The 7,218-nt window shown below is 61.6% G+C and carries 6 protein-coding genes and 2 pseudogenes; 4 read left to right on the plus strand and 4 right to left on the minus strand.

Annotation, left to right across the window (positions count from 1 at the left end):
• A pseudogene (locus VG320_RS16985) lies at positions 1–440 on the plus strand (MBOAT family protein); the annotation flags it as partial.
• Between the two features lie 4 nt (positions 441–444).
• Positions 445–1,599 carry an alginate O-acetyltransferase AlgX-related protein gene (locus VG320_RS16990; protein WP_327201252.1) on the plus strand — a complete coding sequence of 385 codons (1,155 nt, stop codon included), beginning with the start codon at positions 445–447 and terminating at the stop codon, positions 1,597–1,599.
• Between the two features lie 64 nt (positions 1,600–1,663).
• Here VG320_RS16990 and VG320_RS16995 read toward each other — a convergent pair whose 3' ends face one another.
• A complete protein-coding gene (locus VG320_RS16995; protein WP_327201253.1) occupies positions 1,664–1,987 on the minus strand; it encodes a hypothetical protein in 324 nt (107 codons plus the stop codon).
• A 360-nt stretch (positions 1,988–2,347) separates the two neighbouring features.
• Positions 2,348–2,842, minus strand: coding sequence for a GNAT family N-acetyltransferase (locus VG320_RS17000; RefSeq protein WP_327201257.1), 495 nt, complete (start codon positions 2,840–2,842; stop codon positions 2,348–2,350).
• A gap of 112 nt (positions 2,843–2,954) precedes the next feature.
• Between VG320_RS17000 and VG320_RS17005 the strand changes: the two genes are divergently transcribed.
• Positions 2,955–3,476 (plus strand): hypothetical protein, encoded by a 522-nt coding sequence (locus VG320_RS17005; RefSeq protein ID WP_327201254.1) that lies wholly within the window; start codon positions 2,955–2,957, stop codon positions 3,474–3,476.
• A 76-nt stretch (positions 3,477–3,552) separates the two neighbouring features.
• Here VG320_RS17005 and VG320_RS17010 read toward each other — a convergent pair whose 3' ends face one another.
• The gene (locus VG320_RS17010) at positions 3,553–4,158 is read right to left on the minus strand and encodes a hypothetical protein (RefSeq protein ID WP_327201255.1); all 606 of its coding nucleotides are present in this window, start codon (positions 4,156–4,158) and stop codon (positions 3,553–3,555) included.
• Positions 4,159–4,248: 90 nt separating this feature from the next.
• On the minus strand, positions 4,249–4,755 hold the full coding sequence (locus VG320_RS17015) for a hypothetical protein (RefSeq protein WP_327201256.1): 507 nt from the start codon (positions 4,753–4,755) through the stop codon (positions 4,249–4,251).
• A gap of 1,321 nt (positions 4,756–6,076) precedes the next feature.
• Here VG320_RS17015 and VG320_RS17020 point away from each other — a divergent pair.
• Positions 6,077–7,218, plus strand: a pseudogene (locus VG320_RS17020) (poly-beta-1,6 N-acetyl-D-glucosamine export porin PgaA); the annotation flags it as partial.

Here is a 7,218-nt window from a genome sequence, read left to right on the forward strand (position 1 = left end):
ATAGCTGGAACTTCCTGCTCTGGGGCCTCGCGCATGGCGTGGCGCTGATCGTCGCGCGGCTGTGGCGGCGCTTTGGCATGCCTCATGTGCCGCTCGCGCTCTCGCATGGGCTCACGCTTCTTTTCGTCATGCTCGCCTGGACGCTGTTTCGCGCGCAGGGTTTTCATGCGGCGCTGGCGATGTATGGCGGGCAGTTCGGCTTGAACGGCATCGGCCTGAGCGACACGATGATCGTGCTGTTGCGACCCGTGCATGCGCTGGCGGCGGCACTGGGTATCGTCTGCGTGCTGTTGCCGGTCTGGCAGCAGCGTTGGGACAGCCTGCCGGATAGCGCGCCGCGCAGAGCCTGGGAGGCGGCGTGGCCGTTGGCGGGCTTTATGCTGTCGTTTGGGCTGATCGTCGCGCGCGGCGCGGTGCCTTTCCTTTACTTCCAGTTCTGACGCCATGGAAGACCCCAAACCGCTGCCCCAACTCCCGGCCACACGCGCCGGCAAGATTGCCGCCGTCGCCCTGATGGTGTTCCTGTTCGCGGGCCTGGCCTGCAATATCCGCTTTGCGGCGACGGCCGAATCGTTGTTGCCGCAAGCCGTGACGCGCACGGGATTGCTCGACGGCACCGTATCGAAAGCGCTGGCGGCCCGCATGGCCGATACCCCCATCGCCGCCGACGCCGCGCGCGTGCAGCGCGCGCTCGGCTGGTTGGCGCTGGGCGACCTGGGGCCGCGCGTGCGTCAGGGCTGTCCTGGCTGGCTGTTCCTGCGCGATGAGTTGAACGTCTACCCCGATGCGGCACGGCACCTCGCCACGCGCGCGGATACCGTCGCAGCCGTGCAACGTGAACTGGCGAAGCAGGGCATCGCCTTGCTGGTCGCCGTGGTGCCGGACAAGTCGCGTATCGAACCGCAGCATCTGTGCAGTCTGTATCGGCCCGCGTCGCTCGATGCGCGGCTGGGCGACTGGACCGCGCGTCTGAGTGCCGATCATGTGAGCGTGCTCGATTTGAGCACGGCCCTGCGCAGCGTGCCGGGCGACGCGTTTTTCCGCACCGATACGCACTGGACCCAGGACGGCGCGGGCGCGGCGGCGCAGGCGGTGGCGCAGCATATTCGCGCGATGAATGTACCGCTGGGGTCGAGCCAGCCTGGGTATCGCGTGGTGGAGCAGCCTGCGGCCGTGCGCCCCGGCGATCTCGTGCGGCTCGCGGGCCTTGAAGCATTGCCGCAGTCGTGGCAACCCAGCCCTGAGATCGTGCCGCGCCGCGCCTATCTGCACGAAGCCCAGACGGCTGCGTCAGCCGACGATCTATTCGGCAACGCTGATCTGCCCAATATCGCCGTGATCGGCACGTCGTATTCGACAACTTCCGATTTCGTACCGCAACTGGCTTTAGCGCTGGGCACGGGCGTGGGGAATTTCGCGCGCGAAGGCGGCAAGTTTGGTGGCTCGGCGCGCGCGTATTTCGGCAGTCCCGCCTACGCGCAGACGCCGCCGAAGCTCATCGTCTGGGAGTTGGACGAGCGGGACCTGGAGTCGCCGCTGGAAGTGGAAGACCGCGTCGTGGTGCCGGCCGCCGGGCACGCTGCTGCCAAGGCAAACTGACTGCGCGCGTCGCTCCAGCGGGCGGCGGCTTCGCCAACTGGAGCGACACAGAAGGGGCCTTCGATCAGGTATTGGAACCCGTCACATTCAGGCCGCCCGCGCCGCTGAAGGTGAGCGTGTCGTTGGTGTTCAGCACGTTGTCCCAGGCGCTGCCGCGCGATGTCACGACTTGCGAGCCATTGGAAAACGCGCCATCCGAGCCGGACGACACCACAAGTCCATTGAGAAACGGATTTTGCGAATTGCCGTATTCAACCGTTTGTTTCCCGCCCGGCGGTAATGTCACCGCCACGATCGGACCGGACTGATTCGGCTCCGAACCGACACGCGAAACCAGTTCGACTGAAAGCGCGAGGCCACTCTGATTGACGAGTTTCTTGTAAGCCATGATTCGCTATCCTTATTAAAGTGATGCGCGTTAGGCTGCCGGGGATCTGCACACGACCCTCCACGAGCGCGCGGCAGTTCGCACCCGGAAGGGAAAATCAATGAATGGGGAACGATGGACGCGGCGAGTCGCCGCGTGGTCTCCAAAGTCTGTTTCTTGGTCGGTGTCTTTTCTTGTGAAGAAAATATAGGCGATACGACCGCTCGCGCTGGCTGGAAAAAGGCCCTCCTACCCAGGTTGATAGGGGCTGCAAAATACCGCAACGGAGAAACAGATCATTCAATGTGATTTGTGGGCGCCATCGCGCGATATTTGCCTGCCATCGCGTCAATATTCATTCTGGATATGCCGCCCTGCACCTCAATCGACAGCGCGCTCGTACAGTGACCAGACAGCGCCGTCCGATTTCACGCCGACACGGATAAAGCCTAGCGATTCGTAGTAAGCGCATAGGCGTGTGTTCTGGGCGGCGCAGTCGAGCCGCACATAACGACGGTTCAAGCCGCGTACCGTACCGGCACACCAGTCCAGCATGAAGCCGCCAAGACCGCTGCCGTTAAAGCCTTTGCGCACGCAAAGCCCATGCACATAACCGGCGAGCGGTTCTTGTGGTCCCCAGTGCGCGTCGTCGGCGAGATCGAGCGTAAACGCGCCGGCCGGGGTGCCGTCGCATTCGACAACATATACCGCGCGTTCAGCGACATGGTTGTGGACCCAACGTTCTGAGAAGCCGTCGCCTTCCTTGCCCCACGCAAAGTCGCCGTGCGCCACTTTCTTCGCATGGGCATCGTTGCGGATCAGCGTCAGGACCGGTACGTCTTGAAGCGTGGCTCTGCGGATGTTGTTTGTGGGCATGGCGCACACGCGGGTTTATCGGTTGACTGAAGCGACGCACTGCGGCATTAAATTCGCGCCCTTGCAGGGGCGTCATTCTATGGCATCGCGCCACGCGCAGTTTCCTGCGTGCATGCAATCCTGGAGCCGCGCTGGTGCCGCGGTTTGGTTGGCCGTTCCCCTTTGCCCGGCTGACTACCGGGTTTTCCCTGATGCCCTTATAATTGCGCGGCGCTTCGGGGAGCGCCGCTTCTGTCTCGTTCCGGCCGCGGGTTTGGGTAAGTTTGCCCGCGTGCGCCCCGCCTTGATTCCCAATTCCATGAAGAAAAAACGCTGGATTGCGCTACTGCTCCTGATTCTTTCGGCAGCGGCGGCGGCCCACTTCTTACGCGCGCGCTATACGCCCGCCGAGCGCGACCAGTACACGGCGCTGCTGTGCCACGTCGTCTCCAATGGCAGCCATGATCCGCGCAAGGACATGCAGGACGTCATCGAGAACGGCAACGCGGACTACGCGCTGCACAAGCTCGAATACAACACAGCGGCGGCGAATGACGCGCTGAAACGCTTCGCGAAGCTCGACGCCGCCCAGCAACGCGACGCGGCTCAAAGCGATGTCGACTGCCAGCGCCTGTTGGGCCTGAACGCGCAGTGATTGCGCCGTGATGTTTTAGCGCGCAAAGAAAAAGGCGCGGTGAAGCGCCTCGGGTCCGTCGCGAAGAAACCGGCATTCAATGCCGGTAAATGTCCGCAAAAACCTCAGGCGACGTGCGCCGCGTAGCGGCCGTCGTACTGCGTGCCGTGCGCGCCGCGTAGGGATGATGGTGATGATGCTTGCCATGCGTGTGCTCGACGACCTTCATCGTGCCCATCGAGTCATTTCTGGCACCGTGTCTTGCGCCATAGCCTGGCTCGGCCGCCATCAGGGGCGCTGACGCCGCATTGCGATCGACCAGTGCTTGCATCGCCGATACGGGCTGTTCGTTGCTGTCGAGTGCGAGCGCCGCGTGAGTCGATTCGTCGACGCAATCCCATTGCTGCGCACGCGCACAATCCCGCGCCTGGGCGAGCAGCACACGCGATGTTCCATTCGCCAGACCCGCCATGAGCGAAGGGGAGGGAGCATGCACGCCGTTCAGGATTGCACCGCCACTCGCCATATCAGGCGCGGCAGCTTGTTGTGCGCGAAACCGATGCGCGCGGTCATAGCTCACGCCTGCGGCCACCACGATCAGAAAGACCGCGACGCTCAGCGCAACGCTGGCTCCCGCACGTGAGAGGCGCGGAAATCCGAAGCCCGCATCGCCGTCGTTCCCGTCGCGCGCTGCGCGCGGCATATCCGGCCGATCATCGGTTGGGTTGAGTCTCGCCATTGTTCGTATTTATTGCTGAAAACAGGTCACAGTGCGGATCGTTGAAGGATCGTCCTACCACTTGATCTGGGCGTTGAGGTTGCCGGTCTGCACGATTTCGAATTTCATTTCTCCGCGGTATGTGCCCTCGATTCGATAATCGGCATCGGGTACTGAAAAGAGGCAATAAGGGCCGGCTGCGACGAAATCCATCAGCACGCGACCATGCCGTCGTAACTTGACGGCGACCTGGGTAAGCGGCCCACTATCTGCTGATGAAACGAAGGTGACGCCCAGGTTGAATGGATGCTGCGGATCGGGCGATGTAACGTGGCTTTCCATCCCGGCATTTCCGCAGACGTAATAAAGCATTTGTTGTGGCGCTGCTGAAGAATTCGCCGGTGCGGAGTCGGATGGCGCAGGCGGTGACGAGGGCGGCGCCACATCGGGCACCGCCGCCTGCGTTTGCGTAGGACGGGCAATCTGGGCGCTGGCAGGCGTTACTAATACAGTCGCGATGGCAATGGCAATTGCCAGGACTCCTGACCATGCAGCCGGATCACGTGCTTTCAGGGCAACCATGACTCATCTCCCTTGTGCCTGCAATTCGCGCTGTGCAATCAGCATAGAAACGTCGCGCGGGAAAAGCAATCATCACCCGTTGTAAAGTCAGTTTTTCCGTGGCTAATTGGCACGTATGGAATTAATGACCGGAGTGTGTTTATTTATATGATGGTTTGGGTGGAATTGGCACTTGTAACGAGAGTAACCGGATGAAACGTTGTAGCGGGATTGTTATCGACGCGGCCTAGAATTCTGTCGTGTATCGGGCAGCTCTGCGAATTCACACAAAGAACACAGATTTCGCTTAAAAACAAGCTGTGAAATGATTTTTCGGTGCTATCGTGTGTAGCAAGTATGGTTAGTCGGTGCAATGCCGATCCTCCGCGTTTACGCTATGTGCGTGAGGCCTGTCGGATAAACTCAGGTCAAAAGATTTTTAAATCCGATCGTATTTATTTAGAGGTAAATTATCCAGTCACTATCGAATTTTTACGGATGGACTTCATTTCGTAAAGATCAGTTTATTGATTTTGCCATTCGCTAGTAACGCTGTTGTAACGAAGTCGTTGTTACGGGCCACCAGACGGTTTTCCTGAATGCAATTCAGGCGCATTGGAGAATACCGCCGAAAGCCGTTTGGAACCCAGGTCGACACGCGTCATTCGTCATCCGAAAAGGGTACGAGAATTGCTCATGGCGCGCGTGCGTTCTCCCGCAAGAAGACACATAGAAGGGGCATGCAGCGATGGTCGAGTTCAAGCGTTCACGCGGGTTACCGCGTCGGCGGCCGCTTAGCGTTTGCGCCAGTGCCTGCGCACCCGCTGCGGTCGTGATCATTTCGGCCTATGCGGGGCTAGATAGCAAAGAGGCCTGTGCACAAGGGGCCGATACAGGCAAACCCGTGGTGTTCATGGTGGCGATGGCCGACGATGCCGGCGCGCCAGCTCCGCACGGCATTCCGGTGCCAGACAGCGAAGCGCCGAAGCCTGCTCAGCCCACAATCTACGCTGTGGTTGTGATGCAGGACGTGCCCCAGAACAGCGTGAGCGACGCAGGCGAGAGCGCAGCGGCCCTACCGGCCACATCGGGCGAAACCACCGCGCAGGCGACGACGCCATCGACGTCGCAGAGCGCGCCTCAAACGACGCCTCAAACGACGGCACAAAGTTCGCCATCGAGCGAACCTTCACGCGACCCCATAAACGCGCCCACAAGCCCATCCGCAAGCGCTCCCGACGCAAGCGCACCATCGGGCGCACCTTCAAGCCCGCCGCAAACCACGACGCAAAACGCTACGCCGGACGAGCCAACAGCGCCCCCCGGCAACGAGCCCGCCACCATGTCCGCGCCCGCTGCGCCACCGCCCTCGGGCGGACCGCAACCGTCTTCGATCAATCCACTGACGCCATCTGCTGCGGGCAATGCGCCGGAGCCTGACGACGATGTCCGTCGACGGGTGTTTGCGCTCGCAACGAGTGGCGGCGCGGTGCGCGCACTCGACGAAGCCAAGGCGCGGCCCGACGTTTTCACGCCGGTCGATATCGCCTCGATCGAAGAACTCAATATCCGCCAGCAGGTGCGCGGCGGACGAGCCAAGGTGCGCGCCATGACGAGTTCCGATCGCTTCGACGCGCTCGACAGCGCGATTCACGAAGCCGAGGATTTCGACAAGCGCCTGCCCAATACGCCCGAATATGCCGAAGTGCGTGCTGCGCTCGCAGGCGATCGCACAGTCGCGTATGCCGCGCGCGGGCGCATGGAAGACGCCGTCGCCGCGTTCGAGACAATCCCGCCCAACTCCGCTATTTCTGTCGAGGCGCTCACGGGCGTGGGCGACGCCTATTCCTATTTGCAGCACGCGGATAAGGCCGAACAGGTGTTCCGCCGTGCGCAGGCGCAGGAATCGGCGGCAACCCCGGACACGGCCACGCTCGGTTATCAGTACGGCACGCATACGCGTCTTATCGATGTGCGAGAAGGGCTCTTTTACGCGCTCACCGACCAGAACAAATATGCGCAGGCCAAACAGGTGCTCGACGATATTCACGCCGCGCTGCCGCCGGCGGCAGACGTGCATCCGTGGGATGTCGCCAACGACGACTATTTGCGCTATTACCGGCTGCTCGCGCAGTATCAGATTTATGTCGGGCAAACGTCGGCGGGTCTGGCCGGATTGCAGCGCCTTGAACAGCAGGTGCCGTTCAGTTCGGAAGTGCGCAATGCCCAGGCCGACGCGACGCTTGGCATGTCGAAAACGCGCACGGCGCGCGACATGTATTCCGCGACCTTGACGGATCACCCCGACAATATCGAGGCGCTGGCCGGTCTCGGACGTTCTTCGCTTGCACTGGGCGATTACGCCAACGCACGCCAGATCAACGGCGCCTTCGACGATACGTTCCCGGAGAACGGTTCCGTGCGCGCGTTCAAGCGCGACTACGACGCTTACCGCGCGCCGGTCGTAACGGTCGAAGTCAACGG

The sequence above is a fragment of the Paraburkholderia sp. genome (assembly GCF_035948235.1).
GTDB lineage: Bacteria > Pseudomonadota > Gammaproteobacteria > Burkholderiales > Burkholderiaceae > Paraburkholderia.